The organism is Yoonia sp. BS5-3 (genome assembly GCF_038069655.2).
In the GTDB taxonomy this organism is placed as follows: Bacteria; Pseudomonadota; Alphaproteobacteria; order Rhodobacterales; family Rhodobacteraceae; genus Yoonia; species Yoonia phaeophyticola.
The window spans coordinates 2439192-2458637 of the sequence record NZ_CP150951.2; the positions used below are offsets into that span (position 1 = coordinate 2439192).

Annotated in this window: 16 protein-coding genes and 1 pseudogene; 3 read left to right on the forward strand and 14 right to left on the reverse strand. The window is 58.0% G+C overall.

The window, feature by feature from the left end:
* Nucleotides 1–5 precede the first annotated feature (5 nt).
* The 10 genes and pseudogenes from AABB29_RS12355 to AABB29_RS12400 all read right to left on the reverse strand — a co-directional run bounded on the left by AABB29_RS12355 (nucleotide 6) and on the right by AABB29_RS12400 (nucleotide 11326).
* Nucleotides 6–971 carry an aldose epimerase family protein gene (locus tag AABB29_RS12355; RefSeq protein WP_341366624.1) on the reverse strand — a complete coding sequence of 322 codons (966 nt, stop codon included), beginning with the start codon at nucleotides 969–971 and terminating at the stop codon, nucleotides 6–8.
* Complete coding sequence (locus tag AABB29_RS12360; protein WP_341366623.1) at nucleotides 968–2872, reverse strand: beta-galactosidase; 1905 nt, start codon at nucleotides 2870–2872, stop codon at nucleotides 968–970. The genes AABB29_RS12355 and AABB29_RS12360 overlap by 4 nt, the downstream gene beginning before the upstream one ends.
* A gap of 21 nt (nucleotides 2873–2893) precedes the next feature.
* The gene (locus AABB29_RS12365) at nucleotides 2894–3715 is read right to left on the reverse strand and encodes an SMP-30/gluconolactonase/LRE family protein (RefSeq protein WP_341366622.1); all 822 of its coding nucleotides are present in this window, start codon (nucleotides 3713–3715) and stop codon (nucleotides 2894–2896) included.
* The gene (locus AABB29_RS12370; RefSeq protein WP_341366621.1) at nucleotides 3712–4317 is read right to left on the reverse strand and encodes a 2-dehydro-3-deoxy-6-phosphogalactonate aldolase; all 606 of its coding nucleotides are present in this window, start codon (nucleotides 4315–4317) and stop codon (nucleotides 3712–3714) included. Before AABB29_RS12370 ends, AABB29_RS12365 begins: the two co-directional genes overlap by 4 nt.
* Nucleotides 4318–4321: 4 nt before the next feature.
* Nucleotides 4322–5221 (reverse strand): 2-dehydro-3-deoxygalactonokinase, encoded by a 900-nt coding sequence (locus tag AABB29_RS12375; RefSeq protein ID WP_373636539.1) that lies wholly within the window; start codon nucleotides 5219–5221, stop codon nucleotides 4322–4324.
* Nucleotides 5218–5976, reverse strand: a complete 759-nt coding sequence (locus AABB29_RS12380; RefSeq protein ID WP_341366620.1) for an SDR family oxidoreductase — start codon at nucleotides 5974–5976, stop codon at nucleotides 5218–5220. The genes AABB29_RS12375 and AABB29_RS12380 overlap by 4 nt, the downstream gene beginning before the upstream one ends.
* The gene (locus AABB29_RS12385) at nucleotides 5973–8057 is read right to left on the reverse strand and encodes an alpha-galactosidase (protein ID WP_341366619.1); all 2085 of its coding nucleotides are present in this window, start codon (nucleotides 8055–8057) and stop codon (nucleotides 5973–5975) included. The genes AABB29_RS12380 and AABB29_RS12385 overlap by 4 nt, the downstream gene beginning before the upstream one ends.
* Nucleotides 8058–8060: 3 nt before the next feature.
* A pseudogene (locus tag AABB29_RS12390) lies at nucleotides 8061–8908 on the reverse strand (carbohydrate ABC transporter permease).
* A gap of 103 nt (nucleotides 8909–9011) precedes the next feature.
* Nucleotides 9012–9968 (reverse strand): sugar ABC transporter permease, encoded by a 957-nt coding sequence (locus AABB29_RS12395; RefSeq protein WP_341366618.1) that lies wholly within the window; start codon nucleotides 9966–9968, stop codon nucleotides 9012–9014.
* A gap of 98 nt (nucleotides 9969–10066) precedes the next feature.
* The gene (locus AABB29_RS12400; RefSeq protein ID WP_341366617.1) at nucleotides 10067–11326 is read right to left on the reverse strand and encodes an ABC transporter substrate-binding protein; all 1260 of its coding nucleotides are present in this window, start codon (nucleotides 11324–11326) and stop codon (nucleotides 10067–10069) included.
* 175 nt (nucleotides 11327–11501) lie between these two features.
* Between AABB29_RS12400 and AABB29_RS12405 the strand changes: the two genes are divergently transcribed.
* The 3 genes from AABB29_RS12405 to AABB29_RS12415 all read left to right on the forward strand — a co-directional run bounded on the left by AABB29_RS12405 (nucleotide 11502) and on the right by AABB29_RS12415 (nucleotide 14798).
* Entirely contained in the window at nucleotides 11502–12305 is an 804-nt protein-coding gene (locus AABB29_RS12405) for an IclR family transcriptional regulator (RefSeq protein WP_341366616.1), read from the forward strand.
* A gap of 3 nt (nucleotides 12306–12308) precedes the next feature.
* Nucleotides 12309–13370: a sn-glycerol-3-phosphate ABC transporter ATP-binding protein UgpC gene (locus AABB29_RS12410; RefSeq protein WP_341366615.1), complete on the forward strand. Its 1062-nt coding sequence runs from the start codon at nucleotides 12309–12311 to the stop codon at nucleotides 13368–13370.
* Nucleotides 13371–13649: 279 nt separating this feature from the next.
* Nucleotides 13650–14798 (forward strand): CapA family protein, encoded by a 1149-nt coding sequence (locus tag AABB29_RS12415; protein ID WP_341366614.1) that lies wholly within the window; start codon nucleotides 13650–13652, stop codon nucleotides 14796–14798.
* 14 nt (nucleotides 14799–14812) lie between these two features.
* Here the strand turns inward: AABB29_RS12415 and AABB29_RS12420 are convergent, their stop codons facing one another.
* The 4 genes from AABB29_RS12420 to AABB29_RS12435 are packed head-to-tail and all read right to left on the reverse strand — an operon-like array spanning nucleotide 14813 to nucleotide 19435.
* Nucleotides 14813–15685, reverse strand: a complete 873-nt coding sequence (locus AABB29_RS12420; protein WP_341366613.1) for a DmsC/YnfH family molybdoenzyme membrane anchor subunit — start codon at nucleotides 15683–15685, stop codon at nucleotides 14813–14815.
* The gene (locus AABB29_RS12425) at nucleotides 15685–16446 is read right to left on the reverse strand and encodes a 4Fe-4S dicluster domain-containing protein (protein WP_373636540.1); all 762 of its coding nucleotides are present in this window, start codon (nucleotides 16444–16446) and stop codon (nucleotides 15685–15687) included. The genes AABB29_RS12420 and AABB29_RS12425 overlap by 1 nt, the downstream gene beginning before the upstream one ends.
* Entirely contained in the window at nucleotides 16443–16616 is a 174-nt protein-coding gene (locus AABB29_RS12430) for a hypothetical protein (RefSeq protein WP_341366611.1), read from the reverse strand. Before AABB29_RS12430 ends, AABB29_RS12425 begins: the two co-directional genes overlap by 4 nt.
* Entirely contained in the window at nucleotides 16613–19435 is a 2823-nt protein-coding gene (locus AABB29_RS12435) for a molybdopterin oxidoreductase family protein (protein WP_341366610.1), read from the reverse strand. Before AABB29_RS12435 ends, AABB29_RS12430 begins: the two co-directional genes overlap by 4 nt.
* Between the last annotated feature and the right edge of the window lie 11 nt (nucleotides 19436–19446).

Genomic DNA, 19446 nt, shown 5'->3' on the forward strand with positions numbered 1-19446 from the left:
ACCCCTTATCGTTGGAATGACCAGCGCGTCATTTGGCGATAGGGTTTTTCAGGTGTGATGATGATTGAGGGAAATGCCGGGTTATTTGGGGCATCGGGCCAATCCTGCGCCTCAATCGCGAGCCCTTCATATGTGGGCCGGCCGGGTCGCCGCGCGCCGCGTCCATCATAGATTTGCAGGCCAGCTTGCGTTGTGCCCAGACGCATCGTGATCCCTGATTGTCCTGTTAAATGCAGCACGTCGCGCAGGTCGCATTGTGCGTCGGACAGGCAAAAGTTGTGGTCAAGCGCTGGTTGATCCGGCCCCAACCGCTGCCCTTGCCGAAAGTCCATGGGGGTCCCATCAACTGCGGCAATTTCGCCCGTGGGGCAGGCATCATCCGTGATGGGCAGATAGTGATCTGCGTTTATCTGCAGATGATGCCCGGTATAGCTGTCGCCGCCGTCAAGGTTCCAATAGCTGTGATTGGCGAAATTCATGCAGGTTTTGCTATCCGTCGTGCCTGTGACCTCCATGGTCAGCGTCGCGGGCGCGCTGACACGATAGGTCACATCGATCTGCCGGTTGCCCGGCAAGCCGCAGGCACCGTCGGCCAGATCCAATGTCAGGGTGACCCGGTCGGCACTTTGATCACGTAGCTTCCAGACCTGGCGATGCGTGGCATCCGCACCTGAATGCAGATGGATGCGCCCGTCTTGGTTTCGTTCAAGCTCAAACATCATCCCATCAAGCCGCACCCGCGCAGTGCTAATCCGGTTCGCGATAGGGCCGATTAACGTGCCATGGTGGCCCATTGTCCCTTCATAATCCTGCAGCTTGTCTGACCCAAGCGTCAGCGACCGATCCACGCCATCGATCCGCACGTCTTGGATTGCCGCGCCCCATGTCAGCACATTTACACGGATGTCGCCTGCGCGCAGTGTGATGACATGCACATCTTGGCCGTCTTGGGTTTTCCCAAACAAGGTCATGTGAGCGGCTCCCAATAGACGCCAGCTGCGGGGATTTCGGTGCCGTTCCACATTTGTGTATGGGCGGCATAGTTAAAGACGAAACGGTGCGTGTCGGTATCGCGGATGCGCAGACCTTCGGGCAGTGGCAAAACTGGCAGGTCGCATGCGGCGCAGAGCCCCGCAATGATCTGATCAAATGTTGCGTCATCGGGCCATCCGGCAAGATAGCGGATATTTGCGCTGCCCATGATTGCCGGTTGCCCGGATGCGCTGCGCAGATGCACGGGCGCATCCCCTTCGAGATGTTCGAACCAATGTCGAAAACAGCCCCCATTTTCGAGCGCTACCTGATCCTGCGGCGGAATGCTTTCGGTGAGTGCGACAGTGATGTCGCAGCCGGGCAGGTCAGGACCCATGGGAATGGGAATTGCCAATTCATCCGTTTTTGTATCGGTCCGGGGACCAAGCAGGGCGATCCCTTCGAAATCGGACAAAGCTTGTCGCAGCGCTGCAGATAGCGTCATCAGGCCTGGGGCCATTACCAGCTTATACGCGCCAAGATCCGTGGTGTCGGGCGGCAGGATATCCACGTTCAATCCCGCCCTGCGCAGTGCGCCGTAAGTGGCAAAGGCGAGTCGGAACATGTCGAAATCCGCACCTTGTGGTTGGGCATCCCAGCCCCAGGCACTTTCATAGTCAAAGATCAGGGCGGCTTTTGCCTGCGCTGTGCCGCTTGGGGGCAGGGCGTCAATTTCTTCGGCCACTTGGCTTGCTTCGGCCAAAGCGGGCGCGGGCGCGCTGTCGGGCCGCAGCAATCCGGCATGCATTTGCTCTTGTGCAAAGGGCGCCTGCCGCCACCGGAAATAGCAGACAGTTTCGGCGCCATGGGCAAAGGCCTCCCACGCCCAAAGCCGTGCCATGCCGGGCAGGGGCGCGGGGTTATAGGGGGCCCAGTTCACGGGCCCGGGCTGCTGTTCCATCACCCACATCCGCCCCTTACCAACAGCGCGATAAAGATCGTGGTGAAAGGCCTGCATGTCTGGGTGTCCTTGCCGCAGATAGGCCTGCTTGAACGCCGTGTCACCTTCCAACCTGTCCGATAGGAAGCCAATTGGGTAACTATCCCAAGAAGCAATATCCAGATCGGCACCGACCTTCCAGTGGTCGAAACTTGTGATGCGCCCCATATAGTTATGGATCAAAGCTGCATCAGTATGTTGGCGCAATACGTCCACTTGCACCTTGTTAAACGCCACAACCTGATCCGAGCTATAGCGCCGAAACGCCAGCACATGCGGGTGGTTCGGTTCGGTCACGGTCAGATTTGGCAGGTCGATCTGGTCAAAATCATCGTACTCCATGGACCAGAATACATTGCCCCAAGCCCGGTTCAGCGCATCTGTGGATTGGTAACGCTGGGCCAGCCAATCCTGAAACCCGCGCCGCGCGGTGTCCGAATAGCTGAGCGTCGTATCGTGGCAATCATATTCATTATCGATCTGCCAGGCCGCGATATGCGGGTTTTGCCCATAGCGTTCACCCATCAGACGCGCAATCCGGCGGCATTCCTCCCGGTAGCCTTGATGACTGAAATCATAATGCCGGCGCGAGCCGAATTTGCGCGGTCGCCCTTCGGCATCAACGGCTAGCATGTCGGGATGTTTGTTGATCATCCAGCGCGGCGGGGTCGCGGTGGGCGTGCCAAGGATGATTTTCAGACCTGCGTTGCCCAGCACATCGATGGCCTTATCAAGCCAATCCCAGGTGAATTTCCCGGGCTGCGGTTCCATCCGCGACCACCCAAATTCACCAATGCGCACCCAGGTCAGGCCGGTTGCGACCATCTGTGCCGCATCACTGGCCCACATGTCTTCGGGCCAGTGTTCGGGGTAATAGCAAACACCAAGTGTACGTTTCATTTGTCGTCCTGCGTTCCGGGGCTAAAGCTGAACCCGATGTTCGGCCTGTCCCGTATAGTTTGTAGCGATTTCAAAGGTCTTGCCCTGATCTGCCCCCTTTAGCCCGACACCGGCGCTGGTGCAGTAAAGGTGGTTCAGATCCGCCCCGCCAAAGGCCGGGCAAGAGGTTTGATCGGCCGGAAAACTGAAGGCTTCGACAAAGCGCCCATCAGGGCCGTAGCCCGCGACACGCCCGGCCCCCCATTGCGCATTCCACAGGTTCCCATCCCGATCCACGACAGCGCCATCGGGGCGGAAATCAGTGTCGCTGAGGTCAATATGGCAACTGGCAACGCCGCTGGGCCAGCCATCATTGTCCAAGGCGATGCACATGATCTTTTGCGTGGGCGTATCGGTAAAATAGGCGGTCCTGCGATCAGGGGCGAAGCAAATCGCGTTAGAGACCGTGATGTTGCGGAACAGCTGGCGCAGCTCGCCTTTGTAATAGCGATAAATCGCCCCGGCACCCTCTTCGAGGTTCAGCCCCATGGTTCCGATCCAGAAACCACCCTGTGGATCCGCACGCCCGTCGTTTGAGCGTGTCACAGGGTTGTCTGCCTCAAGCGCGCAGATATCCTCAAACGCGCCGGTATTCAGATCAAAGCGGTGCAGCGCCCGTGCGGAGGCGATCATCAATGTGTCCGCATCAACCCAGCCTGCGGCGCTGACGAACGTGTCGAATTGCCATTCTTGCCCTTTGCGATGCAGTTTTTGGCCCAGGATATCGAACCAGAACAATTCCTGGCGCTGCGGGTGCCATAGCGGTCCTTCGCCAAGAGTGCATTGCGTGTGGTCAAATATCATGACGCGACCTCATCATAGGCGGCGACGATATCGCGGGCGCGGGCGGTCACCTCGGCCACTGAAAGGCCGGGTTTATAAAGCGCAGAGCCAATGCCAAATCCATCCGCGCTGGCCGCGATCCAATCGGCAAAATTGTCGGCGCCAGCGCCGCCCACGGCATAGACTTGCGTGCCTGTTGGCAGTACCGCGCGGATGGCTTTGACCCCATCTGGACCGATCAGGCTGGCAGGAAAGATTTTCAACCCATCCGCCCCGGCTTTGAGCGCCGCAAAGCATTCTGTCGGGGTCATGACGCCCGGCCAGCTTTGCATTCCGGCCGTTTTCGTTGCGACGATGACGCGCTGGTCGCAATTGGGGGACACAATCAGTTTGCCGCCAGCTTGTGCGACCCGGCCCACATCTTCGACCGAAAGGACAGTGCCCGCACCGATCAGCGCCTCTGCGCCGAAAGCATCGACCATGTTGCGGATACTATCGAACGGGTCGGGCGAGTTCAGCGGGACTTCGATCCGGGTGATCCCGGCATCGATGAGGGCTGCGGCCATTGGCGCGGCCTCCGGCGGGGTGAGCCCACGTAGAATAGCGATCAGGGGACGGGACATCAGGTTATCCTTTCAGGCGGCGATAGGCAGCTGTTAGCCCGGCAACAGTGATAGGGCCAGCATGAACCTGCGTGGCCGGGGCGGCTTGCGCCGCCAGCGCATCAACATACAGTTTCGATAACGCCCCTTCGCCAATCACGGCGATCTGCTGGCCCAGCCAATAGGGTTTGGCCGATGCCAGTTCAGCCCCGATCAAAAGCCCCGACAGCCGTGCCCGCGCGACCCCGTCAGGCAAGTCATTCAACAGCCCGTCTGCGCGCAGTGAAAACAAGCGCGCAGCCAGCCGTTCAGGGCGCGCCATGGCGTCACTCAGGCCGGTTTGAAACGCATCATCATCCCATTCAACGCCTGTGATCGAATGGCGCAGGATTGTCTGCGTGCTGATGGTGTCAAACAATTCACCGGTCATGAAAGTCTGGAAGCTGACGACCTCATCGGCGCTGATATGGACCCATTTGGTATGGGTACCGGGCAGGCAAATCACACCATCCCAATTGGGATTGCGCGCCAGAAACCCTGCGATCTGCGTTTCTTCGCCCCGCATCACATCCGCCGGCGTCGCTTGCTTGATCCCGGGGATCACAAAAACCTGCAAATTGGGATCGGACGACGGTGCTTGTACCAGACCGTTTGGCAGGGCGGGGCAAGGCACCGCTGCGTAGGGGGCTTCAACCCAGCCTTGGCGTGATCCGATCATGCCGCAGGCGATCACTTGCACAGGGCCATCAACCCAATCCCCGATCAGTTTCAGCAGAGCTGGTTCAAAACCATGGATGGTGAGCTTGCCCATCCCTTCGTTGCAGGCCGCTTCAGCCAGTACTGTGCCCGAGGCGGACATGGCCCATGCGCGCAGGTTGCTGGTGCCCCAGTCAACCGCAATCCAATCTGCCTTTACACCGCTCATCCTGTTGTCACCACGCCTGCATCAACCACCATGGTTTGTCCTGTCATCATCGCCGAGGCGTCAGATGCCAGAAAAAGTGTTGGTCCGACAAGATCATCTGGCCGCATATGCCGGGGCAGGCATTGGGTTTTGAGAAAATTTGCTTTCCCCTCGGGCGTGGCCCAAAGCTTTTCCTGTTTTTCAGTCAAAACCCAGCCTGGTGCGATGGCGTTTACCCGCATGCCCTTGCCCCCAAGTTCGCGTGCCAAGGACCGGGTCAGCCCTGAAATCCCTGCATTGGCGGTCGCATAGGGAATAAGCGACGGGGTTCCGACCATGTAGGAAATCGACGTGTAGTTGACGATCGATCCGTTTGGCCCCATGCGCGCGGCGGCCAATTGGCTTGAAAAGAAATAGGATTTCAGATTGACCGCCTGCACATCGTCCCAGATTTCCGGTGTGACGGCCTCGAGCGCGTAGCGTTGGTCATTAGCGGCGTTATTGACCACGGCTTTGAATGGGCCGTGGGCGGCAACTGCCTGATCCATTGCGTGTTCCAGCGCGCCTGTGTCGGTGATATCGCATTGCAGCCCGATGGGCAGATGCGTGGCCGTCGCTGACAAGGTCGCGACTTGATCTGCAGGGTCCAGCAAATCCACAAAGGCCACCTTGGCCCCTTGCGCCACAAATCCAGCGACAAGCGCAGCGCCAATGCCGCTGGCACCCCCGGTAACAAAGATGGATGCACCTGCAAGATCGGGGTGAATAGCCGTCATAATCTGGCTCCTTCCAGGACCCACATCCGGTCGGGGAATGACCATGGCAGGGTGACCCCGTGATGCATCAGATAGGTGCCTGACAATGCCAGTTCGTCCGTCTTCAGAGCGGTTGTGCCACGCGAAAGATGGTGCAGCGTATTGCGGTTCGCAAGGTTGATCCGGTAGGTCGCATCGGGCTCAAGCCCGGTCAGCCGCAAGGGACGCGGGGCGATCTGAGCGCTGGTTGCGGCCTTGCCTGCAAAGACGACGAAGCGGGACTTGTCTTGTGCCAATTGCTGCTCGGCTAGGATGGCAGGATCAGCACTGTCGAGCCGCAGGATATCGGCGGTTTGCATCCAGTCCCGGTTTTGTTTCCACCACCGCGTGACTTCTGTCAGAACGGCTGTTTCGGTATCGTCCAGCTCGCGCGGGTCCATCTCAAAGCCCATATGTCTTTGCGCGGCAACCCAGGCCCGAAAACTGATATCCAGATGCCGCCCCGATGTGTGGCAATGGCGCGGGCCCACATGGCTGCCGGTGACGACAAGCGGCAGGAAAAGCGCGGCATCATGCTGGATGCGCAGCCGTTCCAGCGCATCGTTACTGTCAGAAAGCCAGACCCGCTGGGTGCGTTGCAAAATGCCAAAATCGATGCGCCCGCCGCCCGATGCGCAGCTTTCGATTTCGACCTGCGGAAAGGCCTCGCGCAACCTGTCAATAAGCCGATAGGATCCACGGGTTTGTGCCGCATCCGGCATCGGCAGAACCCGGTTGTGATCCCATTTGATGTAATCAATCTGGTGATCGTTCAAGATTGCTGACATTCGTTCATACAGATAGTCGCGCACCTCTGGCAGCGCCATGTTCAGCGCCTTTTGCTGGCGGCCAAGTGTCTGATCTTCGCTGCCCAGCACCCAGTCTGGATGCGCCCTGTGGATGTCACTATCTTCATTGATCATCTCAGGCTCAAACCACAGGCCGAAGGTCATCCCAAGCCCGTGCACATGTGCGATCAACGGGTGCAGCCCATCGGGGTATTTGCGCGGATCGACTGTCCAATCGGACAGGCTGCGCGTATCATCATCCCGGTTTCCAAACCAACCATCATCAAGCACAAAGCGTTCGGCCCCCAGTTTGGACGCGCGTTCGGCAATATCAAACAGGACGGGTAGTTTATGGTCGAAATAGACGGCCTCCCAGCAGTTGTAATGCACGGGGCGGGGGGCGTTTGGCTTTGGCCAGGTGACGATCCGGTCCCGCAAATGCCGCTGAAAGGCGACGGCGCAGCCATTTAGCCCGGTGCCGGAATAGACGATGTAAAGCGGAGCGGTCTTGAATTCATGCGCGGCTTCGGTTTCCATCCGGGCGGCATGTCCCCATTGGATTTGGCGCCGGCCATCCTGCAGCTCTTCGGCGATCATCTTATGACCGCCGGACCAACCGTAGTGAAAAGCGTAGGCCTCGCCTTTGGTATTGGTCGCGCCGCGGCAGGGAATGATCAGGCCGGGGAAATGTTCATGCCCGGTCCGTCCGGTCCGGTTTTCGCGGTAGCGCATGCCCGGCGCCCAGCCTGTGCGGGACAGCTGGAATTCACCGCACCACCGCCCCGAGACGTCGATCATTTCGTCTGCATGTTGCGGGCCGGGCAGGACCGGGGCAGCCAGCCAATGCAGGTGCACGGGCCGATCAGCGTTCAACGTCGTTTGGCATTCGATGACATGGGTTTGCTTATCTGTACGAAAGCGAAACGCCAGATCAAGCCTGTTGTCCGTATCTCTGTAGGACAGCATCAGACTGTCGTGCGTTTGCGCGGCATCTGCAAAGTGAAATTTGGGCAGCAAAGGTGTGCCATCACTGTCGCGGATAATCAGCCCGGGCTGGCCGGGAAAGCTGCGCGTGGCTTCGGGGCACAAGGACAGGTCGGGGTTCTCATCCAGCATGCCGCCCGTGACATCAATGGCATAGGCCGCATGCAGCGTATCCAGATCGTCAGAGCCAGGCAGGGCAGCGCCCCAGTAAATCACTTGCGGCAGGCGGTCGTTTGTGGCGGCAAGCACAAGCGTTTGCTGCCCATCGTCAATGCGGTAGGTCCGTGTCATCGTCTATTTCACGGCCCCCAGGGTCAGACCCGCGATAAAATGCTTCTGCATCAGAAAAAACATCGCGACGGGGGGAGGGCTGCAACAATCGCGCCCGCGCTCATCAGGTGATAAGCGGCCCGATATTGCGCGTTAAAGCTGGTGATACCGGCTGTGACAGGCTGGCTTTCGGGGCCTTGGGTCAGCACGACCGCCCAAAAGTAATCGTTCCAGATAAAGGTGAAGATCAGTACCGACATCGCCGCCAGCGCGGGTTTCATCAGGGGCAGCACGACGAATAAGAAGATGCGCCATTCGGCGACGCCTTCGACCCGGGCCGCTTCTATTAACGGAAACGGAAGGGCCCGGATGAAATTGCGCATGAAAAGCGTGGCAAAGCCGGTTTGGAAGGCGATGTGAAACAACACCAACCCGGTTTTGGTGTTGTAGAGCCCCATATCGACGGTCAAGTCGCGCACAGGCACCATCAGGATTTGGAAAGGCACGAAGTTGCCTGCGATGAACATGAAAAAGATCAGCAGGTTGCCTTTGAACCGGTACACGCCCAGTGCAAATCCCGTCATGCTCGCCAGGATCACAGTGCCAATGACCGTGGGGACCGTGATCAGAACAGAGTTCCAAAGATAGCGCGGCATGTCACTGTCCAGGAACACCCGGCCATAATTGTTCACGGCCTCAAAGGATGACGGCACGCCCCAGTAGTTCCCGCTGGTGAAATCGGCATCTGGTTTGATCGAAAAGACCATCACTGCGATCAGTGGGAGCAGCCATAAGATCAACGCGATTGGCAGAAAGGTTTGGTATCCGATCTGCACCCCGCGGGAGGATTTTTCGATGGGGGTTGGAAACATCGTTAAGCCTCCACCGTCCCGGACGTGATCCGGGACCTCTTGCTTGCAGTGACGTTGAGGTCCCGGATCAAGTCCGGGACGGCGTTGCAAGGGGCAGCAGGCATCAGCGCGCCTCCTTTTCATCTTGGTACATCGACCATAGGAAATAGGCGATAAAGACGAGCATGATCAGGAACAGCACCACCGCAATCGCCGCCGCATAGCCATATTGCAGTCCGCGTTCGCTGAGTGATTTTTCAAAGACATAAAATGACAGCACACGGGTTGAGCCAAAGGGCCCGCCCCCCGTCATGATTGATACCAGATCAAAGCTGCGTAGCGCGCCGATGATGGTTACCACAAAGGCAATAAAGGTCGCAGGTTTAAGCTGCGGAAGGATCACATACCACAGCATTTTGCGTCCTTTGGCCCCGTCCAGCCGCGCGGCCTCGACCTGTTCAGGGTCCACCGCGTTCAACCCGGTCAGGTAGAGAATCATACAATAGGCCGCTTGCGGCCAAAGCCCCGCGGCAATGATCCCGTATGTCGCTGCCGTCCGGTTGCCAAGCACACCGCCCCGGATTTCCAGCCCAAACCAATCCAGGATCACCGTAAACAGCCCGCCATCGGGCAGGTAAAACCATGTGAACACCAGACCCACAACAACTTGGCTGATCACAAAGGGAAAGAAAAACAGGGACTTATAAATCCGTATGCCCCGCACCGTCTGATTGAGAAACAGCGCAATAAACAGCCCACCCGGAATAGCCAGCAGATAAAGCAAGAGCCATTTGAGATTGTTCCAAAGCGATATCTGGAAATTCCGGTCCGCCCGTTCCCCATTCAGGCCAAACAGCTTGTTGTAATTTTCCATGCCCACATAGGTGCCATTGGTCGCCACATCGCCCAGACCGTTCCAGTCATAAAGCGACAGGCTGAAGCTTTGGTAGATCGGGGCGATGACGTAGATGAGGAAGAAAAACACGCCGGGCGCCAGAAACAGCCAAGGCGTGATCGCGATCTCATTGCGCTTGTACCAACCGCGTGCGGGCCGGCCAGAGCTGTCAGAGGAGATAGACATATAAGGTCCTCATTCCCGTTGGGCGCATGTGAAAACGCCGCCTGTGGCGCTTTCAGATGGGCGGGGGAGGGTGCGCAAACCATGCGCACCCTATTGTTTTAGTAGATATCTTCGCGGGCTGCTTCGAGCCGCTCAAGCACATCTTCCAGCGCATCCGGGAAGACCATGAATTCCTGGAAGCCTTCCATAGCGACAGCCGCCATTTCCGCAGGTGCATCGCGGTCAAAGAACTGCGCAATCCCGCCAGGGGCCTTGTTGGACAGCATGTCAAAGCCTTCGTTCAGGAACTTGTCGTCATCAACCGATGACAGTGCGTTCACAGGCAACTGGCCCAGGTTCTCGCCATTGTTGATCAGCGTCTGGTTATCCGCTGAGACGACAAAGCGCAGGAATTCGCGCGCGGCTTCCTTGTTGGCGGCACCTGATGGGATGTGGAACGTATCCGTTGGTGCGTCTTCGCCCCGTGGGATGCCCGCCGTGATTTCTGGGAATTGGTAGAAATCAATCTGCTCATCGGTCAGCCCGGCTTCGCGCATGGGCGCCACCGCAAAGTTACCCATCAGATATGATGCTGCTTCGCCATTGACCATGAAGGGCAGGGCCTCTTGCCAGCTATATGTCTGATGGTCATCGATAAACGCGCCCATCTCGATCAATTGCTGCCAATTGGCAAAGGTCGCCCGGACTTCATCCGACAGCCAGCTTTCTTCGCCATTGGTCAGGCGCGCGTGGAAGTCATAGCCGTTTGTGCGCATGTTCAGATAGTCAAACCAGCCGCCTGCGGTCCAAAGGAATTTGGTGCCGATCGTGTAGCATTTGACCCCGTTATCCAGCAGCGTTTGGCAGTTCGCCAGCTCTTCTTCCCAGGTTGTGGGCTCGCTCAGGCCATATTGGTCGAAGATGTCTTTGCGATAGTAAACGCCCCATTGGTAATAGGTATAAGGGACACCGTATTGCGCATCGTCGATGGTCAGCGCGCCTTTGGTTGAGGCCAGCTCTTCGCTGATCTGCCCTTCCCACAGGTCCGAGATATCTTCGAACAGCCCGGCTTCGACATAAGGCAGCATGCGGTTGGCAGCGTACCAGTTGGCCACATCAGGTGGGTTGGCTGTCAGGAAGTTGCGGATTTGGGTCTTGTAAGCCTCGCGGTCGATGACCGTCAGTTCAATGTTCAGATCCGGGTGCATTTCGCCAAAACGCTCAACCATGCCTTCCATAACCGCGCGCGGCGCAGGGTTGGACATGTCCGAGAAAATAACGAGATCACCCGACAGCGCATGCCCTTCGGCATGGGCCGCAGATGCGCTTATGCCAGCGGCAACAAGCGCCGCAAGCGACGTCTTCAAAATGGAATGCATAGTATCCTCCCTCGATGCTTCCATGTGTAAACCAAGGCACAAATAAGTTTCATTATTTGAAACTTGGTTTTGGATGTTGATACTAAACCGCGAACCGGCTACCCTTGTCAATATCTCATGACCGCATCAGCTGGGTGTTTGGTGACGAGGCCCGAACGGGCAAAGGGGAGGAACAATGACGCGCGCTACTGGTGATGGCACCGTTGGGAAGGCGCTTGAAGTGCTTGATCAGGTCGCAGCTTTTGGGCGGCCTGTGCGTTTTAGCGAGCTTTTGGCCCAATCCGCATTTCCCAAGCCAACGCTTTATCGATTCGTGCAGACACTGACCAATCAGCAGATGTTGTCTTATGATCCCGACAGGCAGACCTATACGCCCGGGCTGCGCCTTGTCCGCCTTGCCCATTCAGCGTGGGAGCAAGCGACCCTTGCCCCGATGGCCCGGCCCTATGTTGATGCGCTTAGCCGTGCGGTGGGCGAAACTGTGCATCTGGCCCAGCTTGACTGCGGGCAGGTTCTTTACATCGACAAACGCAACGCGGCAGAGCCGATCAAGATGTTTAGCCAGGCGGGTAAAGTGGGCCCCGCCTATTGCACAGGTGTCGGCAAGGCGATGCTGGCGTTCCTTGATCCGACCATCGCAGATGACATTATTTCCCAGCAATCCTTTCATGGCTTTACCGAAACCACTTTGCGCGACGAAAGCAGCCTGCGCGAAGAACTGTCCGCCATTCGCACCGCCGGATACAGTTTTGACCGCGAAGAGCATGAACCGGGCATTATTTGCATCGCGATGCCGATTCTGTCCGATCAGGGTCGGGTGCTGGGTGCCGTGTCCGTCACAAGCACAACCGCCCGGACCAATCTGGCCGGTCTTGAACGTCTTGCCCCGGTGCTGCGCCAAACGACGGGCAAAATTGCCCAGGCCGCGCAGAACTGGACCTTTCCCGATCTTAACGCAAATGCAGAAACAAGGATCTAACCCATGTCAGGTGTCACGCTAAATAATGTGATCAAGCGCTATGGTGAGGTGCAGGTCATCCACGGTATTGATCTGCAGATCGAAGATGGTGAATTCTGCGTTTTTGTCGGCCCTTCGGGCTGCGGCAAATCTACCTTGCTGCGCATGGTGGCGGGGCTGGAGGAAACCACCGAAGGGTCCATGCAGATCGGCACCCGCGACGTGACCCGGATGGACCCGTCCGAGCGCGGTGTGGCCATGGTTTTCCAGACTTATGCGCTGTACCCGCATATGACTGTCAAAGATAACATGGGCTTTGGCCTGAAAATGAACGGCCATCCCAAGGCCGAGATTGCTGAAAAAGTGGCCGAGGCCACCCGCATTTTGAAGCTTGAGCAATATCTGGACCGTAAACCAGCGGCCCTGTCCGGCGGACAACGCCAGCGCGTGTCGATCGGCCGTGCGATCGTGCGCGGGCCCGAGGTGTTTTTGTTCGACGAACCCCTGTCAAATCTCGATGCCGAATTGCGGGTCGAGATGCGGGTTGAGATCGCGCGCCTGCATAAGGAAATCGGCGCCACAATGATCTACGTGACCCATGATCAGGTTGAGGCGATGACCTTGGCTGACAAGATCGTGGTGCTGCGGGCTGGGAATATTGAACAGGTTGGCCCCCCGATGGATTTGTATCGGGACCCGGACAATAAATTCGTCGCAGGCTTCATTGGCTCGCCTGCAATGAACTTTCTTGAAGGGGTGGCAAATGGCGGCACCGTCACGGTGCCGGGCGCGGGCGCGCGTTTCGAGGGTGTCATCGGCGCAGCTTATAATGGCAAAAAGGTCATCGTTGGGATGCGTCCCGAACATCTACGTGTCGATCCTGATGGCGATACCCACAGCGTTGATCTGACCGAAAGCCTTGGCGGCGTGTCATATGTCTATCTGATGTCCGACACAGGTGAGCGGATCGTCGCAGAAGAGCGCGGTGATCAACGTTCGGTCGAGGGCGCGCGGGTCGGGCTGTCGATTGAACCGTCTCGCATATTCCTGTTCGACGTCGAAAATGAGCAGCGGATCAGGGGCTAGGTGCCTGCACCTGGCAGGCGCAAAATAATTTGAAGCCGCGCCAATTGGTTGGGCTGCTGCCTCGGCTTTCGTTGACAGCTTGTTTACCATTTGTCAGGATCATCGCGACGATCTGCAGCGCCTGAAGGTGCGATGCTGTCGGATATCCTTCCGGCATGGTTTGAATGACGCGTGGCCTTGGGCTGCTGCGTTTTTAAGATGAAAGTTGCGCCGGTGTCATTACTCCCCAATCTTCCTTTCGAAACTCTCTCGATCTCCAATCCCGTTCTAAAGGGGATCATGTCGGCCGTTATGAAAATGGCGGATGTCTTTGGGTTTTGGAAAACACCCCGTAAAGGGGCGGCTAGCGATATGCCCGAGATGGGGCTGCTTGATAATCTCTACTGGGTCTACAAGTCGAACAACCCGATCACGTCTCCAGATACAGAGCTGGATATGTCAGGCTTTCTAACCGAGGCCGAAGCCGTATTAACGCCGCCACAGGAGGGTGGAACGAAGGCGCTGACAATCAGTTTTGCAGGCGACATCATCCGTACCCACAGGGCAGAACCTGCCAAGGATGTTGTCTATGAAGACATCAAAGATCTGCTGTTTGATGTTGATCTTTCTATCGGAAACTACGAATCGCCCGTCACGACCCAGCCGCTCGTTGATGAGGTGATCGGCGATGCGGGGCCGCCTACCGAATGCGCCTCTGCCGCCCATTTCGAGGCGCTGACCAGCCATGAAGGTAAGTTCATTGACGTCCTGAACCTGGCCAATAATCACGTCTTTGACATGGGGGTCGAGGGCATGGAGACGACCCTTGCTACCTTGAAAAAGCATGGCATTCAGCCAGTTGGCGTTTTTGATGATCCCGCGCAATCAAAACTGGCGACGATAGTGGACAAAAACGGGGTGAAGACGGGCCTGGCCAGTTGCACCTTTGGCACGAATGGCCACAGCCTGCCAGAGGGGGAAAAGCGTGGCGTGAACCTGGCCAAGCTGACGTCAAAACATCAAGCGCCCGATCTTGGGCTGCTCAAGGCGCAGATAACGCATGCGCAGGAAAATGGCTGTGATCTGATCATCGCGATTGTGCATTGGGGGCATGAGTTTGAGCTGTTCCCCCGCCGTGCGCAGCAATTGGCGGCAGAAGATCTGGCTGAATCTGGCGCTGATATTATCGTTTGCCACCACCCGCATGTTGCCCAGCCGATCCAGCTTTACAAAACCAAAGCGGGGGACCGGACGGTGCCGATTGCCTATTCGCTTGGCAGTCTTCTGTGGGGCTTTGCGCATGAAAAAATCGCCACTAGCACCATTCTACAGATCGATGTGCAAAAGACCCCGGAAGGGGCCGCGATTTCAAATCTGCGGGCAACGCCGGTGCGTTGGCATGCGGAAAAGCGCGATGGCAACGTGATCCAAAAGGTCAGCCGGGTTTAAACGCCCCAAAGCGCTTATCGCTTGCCGTAGTAAAGCCCAACAACATGTTCGGCTTGCGCGAAAAACAACCATCGCAGGGCCAAAACCCCTGCAATGTGGCTGAGCACGGCAAGCGCAGCAAAGAAATGGTTATGCGGCAATAGCAAAAATACGATGGGTAGCAAAAACGCCAGAGCGATCACGATGATCCGTAAATTCTCGGCATGTTTACGGCCCACCTGAAAGATAAATTCGCGCATCAGGTAATTGGTGCCGGTATGGGGCGGCTCAAAGGCGCGGACCTGTCCGATGCCCGCAAGCCCGGTTGCAGAGCCGATTGTGGTGTCCGAACCTGCCAGCTGCCCATCGCCTGTTCCCCAAGCATAAAGCTGCAAAATCCCGCCGCAAAGCAGCAGGACCGATGCGACCTTAACCTGTCCGCCCAATAGCGCGCCGCCGCTGATGGCCAGCAGCAGATACATCGCAGGCGTTGTCCAATGGCGCCAGCGGGGTACGGTCTTCATCTGCGTGTAAATCATCGAAGTCGTGAACACTACGCCCAAGGATGCCAGACCACCAATCCAGCCGACAAAGCCGAACCGTGTCCCGCCAAAGACCAGCCCCGCCCCATAAAGAGCCATCACCAGCAGGGCGAAAACGGCGCAGATCCCTTCGCGGCTGAGCCAACTGGTTTTCCATTGGGTGAAGGCTTTGAGCGCCCGCTCGGGGTGGCCCAGATGAAAGGTGGATGCAATCAAACCGCCAACAGCGAACAGATAGGCGATGGCAAACCAGATAAACGCGCTTAGCCCGGTCGGCACCAGCGCGCCAATGCCAAGCCAAAACAACAGGCCAAAGCCCAGGCCGGAAAAGGTGTTGAAGATGATCACACTGGGTGCTGGGTGCATTACTTCGCGCCTCCTGGCAGGGCGGAGAGGGCCTTGTCCAGCCAAACCACAAAACCTTTCCCATCTTCGGCAACGGGCTCAAGGTAGGGGGCAAGGATATCGATCTGGGGTTCGACGTCCTTCGGTCGTGGCGGCAGATATTTATTCACCGGCTTGGTGCCCTGTTCCGGCATCAGATCAAAGCCGCCTCGTTCCTTGACCAGCTTGCTGACATCGCTGTTGGGGTCACCTAAATTCCCGAAATGCCGCGCGCCAGCAGGGCAGGTGCGCACGCAGGCAGGCTGCCGGTCTTCTTCGGGCAGGTTTTCGTTGTAGATGCGGTCCACGCAGAGGGTGCATTTCTTCATCACCCCTTCGGCCGCGTCGAGCTCGCGCGCGCCGTAAGGGCAGGCCCAGGCGCAAAGGCCGCAGCCGATGCAGTCGCTTTCATTGACCAAAACGATCCCATCCTCAGCCCGCTTATAGCTGGCGCCGGTCGGGCAGACGGTCACGCAGGGCGCGTCTTCGCAATGCAGGCAGGATTTGGGGAAATGGATGAGCTGGGCCGCCCCCGCCTCGGGTTGGACCTCATAGGAGTGAACGCGGTTGAGGAAAGTGCCCGAAGGACTTGCGCCATAAGGGTCCTGATCCGACAGGGGCGCACCGTAGTTTTCGGTGTTCCACCCTTTGCAGGAAACCACGCAGGCATGGCAGCCCACGCAGGTATCCAAATCGATCACAAGGCCAAGTTTTTTGGCCGATGGCGGGGGGAGCTGGGTCATGACCTGGCTTTCGTGGCTGATGCCGGTGCCTCCGGCGGGAGTATTTTAAGAAATAAGAAACTGGTTTCCTGTTGCTCGCGCGCATCCCAGGTCGCCACATACCAGACAAAGCTGCCAATCGTCAGCGCAAGGAAGGCGGCAATCAACAGAAGGACCTGGCTGTTGCTCATTTTCCAACCTGCCATTTCAGTTTATCGGGTCCTTTTTCGACGGGGGATTTGATCGCCGGCATGGCGGGCTGGCATTCGTTGGCCACCTCCGATTTTTCGATCTTCACCCGCAGATCAAACCAGGCCGCTTGCCCGGTGATCGGGTCTGAGTTGGCCCAGCGGAGCCCGTCGCCCTTGGGTGGCAAAAGCTCGTGGATCAGGTGATTGAGCAGGAACCCTTTTGTTGCCTCCGGCGCGCCTTCCTCCAGAGCCCACGCGCCTTTGCGTTTGCCGATGGCATTCCAGGTCCAGACCGTGTTTTCGTTCAGGCTGGCCTGATGCGCCACAGGTACGACAATCGATCCATGGGCCGAGCTGACCTTGGCCCAGTCGCCTTCTTCAAAACCGTTCGCTTCCCAGATTTTTGTAGGCACATAAAGCGGGTTATGCCCGTGGATCTGCCGCAGCCAGGCGTTTTGTGTCCCCCAGCTGTGATACATGGCCATTGGCCGCTGGGTCAGCGCGTGGATCGGGTATTCATGCGGGTCCACATGCGCGTCCTCAAACGGTGCGTACCAGATCGGTAGCGGGTCCATTGTAACCCGAATTTGCCCGCGCAGGTGGTCCGGAGGCTGTCTGCTGCCGATCCCTTCGGCGGCGGCCTGGAATTTGCGCAGCGGTTCGGCATAGAGCTGGAAAATATAGGGTTGCACCACATCGTAGAACCCCATTTTCACGGCCCAATCCTGATAGGCGGCGTTGAAGGGTTTGTAATAGGCGGCCTCTTCCGGGACATGTTCCAGCCAGAAGCCGCCGTTGTCGATATAGGTTTGCAATTGGTCTTGGTTCGCGGTGCCGCGGCCCTGGCCCGCCCCATCGGCATCTCGCCAGCCCGCCAGAGGCCCGATGCCGGGGCGGCGGATATGGTTGGTGATGTAATCGGCGTAATCGGCGTATTTCTGGCTGCCGTCCTCGTTTACAAAGCCGGGCAATCTCAGCCGTGCGCCCAGGTCGCAGAGTACTGATTGAAAGCCGCGCACGTTCCGGTCCGGTTCGACCACCGGCCAGCGGATTGCGTCGGCGACGCCGTCAGCTTCGCAGATCGGGCGGTCGAGCAGGCTAATACAATCGTGCCGTTCCAGATAGGTCGTGTCGGGCAGGATCAGGTCCGCATAGGCCACCATTTCCGATGAATAGGCGTCGGAATAAATGATATGCGGGATCACATAGTCGCCGTTTTTATCCTTGTCCGTCAGCATCTTATGCACGCCGCCGACATTCATCGACGAATTCCAGGACATATTGGCCATATACAGGAAGAGCGTGTCGATCTTATATGGATCGCCCGCATGCGCGTTGGAGATCACCATATGCATCAGCCCATGGGCGGACATGGGGTTTTCCCAGGAATAGGCTTTGTCGATGCGTTTTGGGGTGCCGTCTTCGTTCAGCAGCAAGTCTTCTGGCCCGTGGGTATAGCCCAGATGCGGCCCATCCAGGGGCGCGCCGGGCGTGACCTTGCCATGCGGCTTGGGGTGGGCGGTCGCAGGTTTGGGGTAGGGCGGTTTGAACCGCATACCGCCGGGCACTTCGACCGAACCAAGCAGGATTTGCAGCACATGCAGGGCACGGCAGGTTTGAAACCCGTTGGAATGGGCCGAGATGCCGCGCATGGCGTGAAAACTGACTGGGCGTCCGACCATCTTGGGGTGTTTCTTGCCGCGGAAGTCGGTCCATTCGCGATCCAGCTCAATCGCCTCGTCAAAGGCAACGCGGGCCAGATCGGCGGCGATGGCCCGAATGCGGGTGGCAGGGATGCCGCAGCGGTCGGCCACTGCCTCGGGCGCGTAGGCTTTGGACAGATAGCGGTCGGCCATCAGGTGGAACACCGGGCGATGGGTGACGCCGCCCATCTCGTAGCTGCCAGAGAGGTCGGGTTCGACGCCAGCGCCATCCCATGGCGCAAGCGTGCCGGTCCGGCGGTCAATGACCTGCGGTTTTCCGTCCGCATCCTGGATGAACAGGCCGAATTGTTCAGAGTCCGGGTTTTCATTCACCAAGACTGAGGCATTTGTGAACCGCGCCAGATAGTCCAAATCAACCTTGCCAGCGCTCATCAGGCAGTGGATCAGGGCAAGGATGAATAGACCGTCGGTGCCAGGCGTGATCCCGACCCAATCATCGGCCACCGCGTTATAACCGGTGCGAATGGGGTTGACCCCGATCATCCGCGCGCCGCGCGCCTTTAGCTTGCCGATACCGATTTTGATCGGGTTGCTGTCATGGTCTTCGGCGACGCCGAACAGCATGAATAGCTTTGTGTGATCCCAATCGGGTTGCCCGAATTCCCAAAACGCCCCGCCCATCGTGTAGATGCCTGCGGCGGCCATATTGACCGAGCAGAACCCCCCGTGAGCTGCATAGTTGGGCGTGCCAAAGCCCTGCGCCCAGAAGCTGGTGAAGCTTTGCGATTGGTCACGCCCGGTGAAAAACGCCAGCTTTTCGGGTGCCGTTTCGCGGATGGGTTTGAGCCATTCGGTGGCTTGCTTTAGCGCGGCTTCCCAGCTGATTTCCTCAAACTCGCCTGACCCACGTGGCCCCACCCGGCGCAAAGGTGCGCGCAGTCGCGACGGTGCGTTGTGCTGCATGATCCCCGCGCTACCCTTGGCGCAAAGCACCCCCTGATTGACCGGGTGGTCTTTGTTGCCTTCGATATAGGCGACCTTCCCGTCCTTCATATGCACGTTGATCCCGCAGCGGCAGGCGCACATGTAGCAGGTGGTTTTGCGGACCTCGTCCGAGACAGGGGGCGAGGTGTCTAGCGTCGGCTGGGTTGTCATCACCATCTCTC

What these genes read in the sequence shown, in the direction of transcription:
- AABB29_RS12385 (WP_341366619.1), bottom strand. Translation starts at nt 8,057, where the DNA reads ATGACACGGACCTACCGCATTGACGATGGGCAGCAAACGCTTGTGCTT.
- AABB29_RS12355 (WP_341366624.1), bottom strand. Translation starts at nt 971, where the DNA reads ATGACCTTGTTTGGGAAAACCCAAGACGGCCAAGATGTGCATGTCATC.
- AABB29_RS12370 (WP_341366621.1), bottom strand. Translation starts at nt 4,317, where the DNA reads ATGTCCCGTCCCCTGATCGCTATTCTACGTGGGCTCACCCCGCCGGAG.
- AABB29_RS12430 (WP_341366611.1), bottom strand. Translation starts at nt 16,616, where the DNA reads ATGAGCAACAGCCAGGTCCTTCTGTTGATTGCCGCCTTCCTTGCGCTG.
- AABB29_RS12435 (WP_341366610.1), bottom strand. Translation starts at nt 19,435, where the DNA reads ATGACAACCCAGCCGACGCTAGACACCTCGCCCCCTGTCTCGGACGAG.
- AABB29_RS12420 (WP_341366613.1), bottom strand. Translation starts at nt 15,685, where the DNA reads ATGCACCCAGCACCCAGTGTGATCATCTTCAACACCTTTTCCGGCCTG.
- AABB29_RS12410 (WP_341366615.1), top strand. Translation starts at nt 12,309, where the DNA reads ATGTCAGGTGTCACGCTAAATAATGTGATCAAGCGCTATGGTGAGGTG.
- AABB29_RS12425 (WP_373636540.1), bottom strand. Translation starts at nt 16,446, where the DNA reads ATGACCCAGCTCCCCCCGCCATCGGCCAAAAAACTTGGCCTTGTGATC.
- AABB29_RS12415 (WP_341366614.1), top strand. Translation starts at nt 13,650, where the DNA reads ATGTCGGCCGTTATGAAAATGGCGGATGTCTTTGGGTTTTGGAAAACA.
- AABB29_RS12360 (WP_341366623.1), bottom strand. Translation starts at nt 2,872, where the DNA reads ATGAAACGTACACTTGGTGTTTGCTATTACCCCGAACACTGGCCCGAA.
- AABB29_RS12405 (WP_341366616.1), top strand. Translation starts at nt 11,502, where the DNA reads ATGACGCGCGCTACTGGTGATGGCACCGTTGGGAAGGCGCTTGAAGTG.
- AABB29_RS12365 (WP_341366622.1), bottom strand. Translation starts at nt 3,715, where the DNA reads ATGATATTTGACCACACGCAATGCACTCTTGGCGAAGGACCGCTATGG.
- AABB29_RS12400 (WP_341366617.1), bottom strand. Translation starts at nt 11,326, where the DNA reads ATGCATTCCATTTTGAAGACGTCGCTTGCGGCGCTTGTTGCCGCTGGC.
- AABB29_RS12380 (WP_341366620.1), bottom strand. Translation starts at nt 5,976, where the DNA reads ATGACGGCTATTCACCCCGATCTTGCAGGTGCATCCATCTTTGTTACC.
- AABB29_RS12375 (WP_373636539.1), bottom strand. Translation starts at nt 5,221, where the DNA reads ATGAGCGGTGTAAAGGCAGATTGGATTGCGGTTGACTGGGGCACCAGC.
- AABB29_RS12395 (WP_341366618.1), bottom strand. Translation starts at nt 9,968, where the DNA reads ATGTCTATCTCCTCTGACAGCTCTGGCCGGCCCGCACGCGGTTGGTAC.